This is a genomic window from Streptomyces phytophilus (genome assembly GCF_013870535.1).
GTDB lineage: Bacteria > Actinomycetota > Actinomycetes > Streptomycetales > Streptomycetaceae > Streptomyces > Streptomyces phytophilus.
The window spans coordinates 1-1223 of sequence record NZ_JACBXC010001569.1 but is presented as its reverse complement, the minus strand read 5'-3'; the positions used below and the strand labels follow the sequence as shown (position 1 = coordinate 1223).

The 1223-nt window shown below is 71.2% G+C and carries 2 protein-coding genes; one reads left to right on the top strand and one right to left on the bottom strand.

Annotation, left to right across the window (positions count from 1 at the left end; genetic code table 11):
• Positions 1 to 309, bottom strand: a 309-nt coding sequence (locus H5J30_RS34300; RefSeq protein WP_181791719.1) for a TetR/AcrR family transcriptional regulator, incomplete at its 3' end; no start/stop codon positions are given.
• A gap of 357 nt (positions 310 to 666) precedes the next feature.
• Here H5J30_RS34300 and H5J30_RS34295 point away from each other — a divergent pair.
• Positions 667 to 1223 (top strand): NAD(P)/FAD-dependent oxidoreductase (locus H5J30_RS34295; protein WP_181791718.1); only part of this gene is annotated, 557 nt, incomplete at its 3' end.

The following is a 1223-nucleotide window of genomic DNA, read 5'->3' as shown; positions in this document are numbered from 1 at the left end:
GAAGCGCGCCAGCGCGGCCCACGGCTCGTCCTCCTGCTGCAATGCCGCGCGGGCCTGCTCGGTCAGCCGCGCGGTCTCCGCCTCGGCGATGCGCTTGACCAGCACTTCCTTGCTCGGAAAGCGGCGGTACACCGTGCCTACGCCGACCCTGGCGCGGCGGGCGACGTCCTCCATCGGGGCGCCGTAACCCAGCTCCCCGAAGACCTCGCGCGCGGCGCGCAGGACATGCTCCAGATTGCGCTGCGCGTCGACCCGCAGCGCCGATCGGCCATTCGTCGACAGCCCGCCCGAAGTGTCCGATCCCGCCATGTTTGCCGACAGACGACTGCTCTGAACCTGCATCTCTGTTTCCCCCGGTTATGACAGTCTCCCCCCGGAGACTCCCCACCCTGCATACCGGAGTGCATCTGGTCGGGCCACTCCGGCTCGTACGAACATAGTTCAGCAGAAGTCAAGAGAGAAGGGGCTGTGGATAAGGATCGGCCGCGGGTCGGACACCTCGGGCGCCGGAAATCCTCCCCCTGCCTGTGGACAAAAGTCCGAACGCGGTGCGTCATGGGTGTTCCGAGGTCGCCGTCCGCGGCGGCCTCGCCCCGGGCCCGCACCGCCGCCGGCGGCGCGCGGCGAGGCCGGGCCCCTGGCGGGACCCCAGGCAGGAGGTTGCCCATGACGGATCCGACGCGCGTGCTCGTCGTCGGTGGTGGCAACGTCGGGATGGCCGTGGCGCTGCGGCTGCAGAAGCAGCTCGGCAGCCGGCTCAAGATCGAGGAGGCCATCGGCCTGCGCAACCACGTCCTCGAACAACTGGACATCGCCTCCTCCACCCGCGACGCGGCCGTCCGCGAGGCCGCCTTGACATTCGTGTTCGTGGGGGGCGGCTACGCCGGCGTGGAAGCACTCGCCGAGCTCGAAGACATGGCGCGCTACGCCACCCGCTACTACACCGGCGTACGCCCCCAGGACATGCGCTGGGTGCTCGTCGAGGCCGGCGACCGCATCCTGCCGGAGGTCGGCGAGCGGCTCGGCGAGTACGCCGTACACCGGCTGCGCGAACGCGGCATCGACGTACGCCTGAAGACCCGCCTGTCGAGCTGCACGGACCGCGTCGCCCGACTCGGAGACGGCGCCCGCTTCCCCACCCGCACCCTCGTGTGGACCGCCGGCGTCCGCCCCCACCCCGTCCTCGCCGCCACCGGCCTGCCCCTCGACGAACGCGGGCGCCT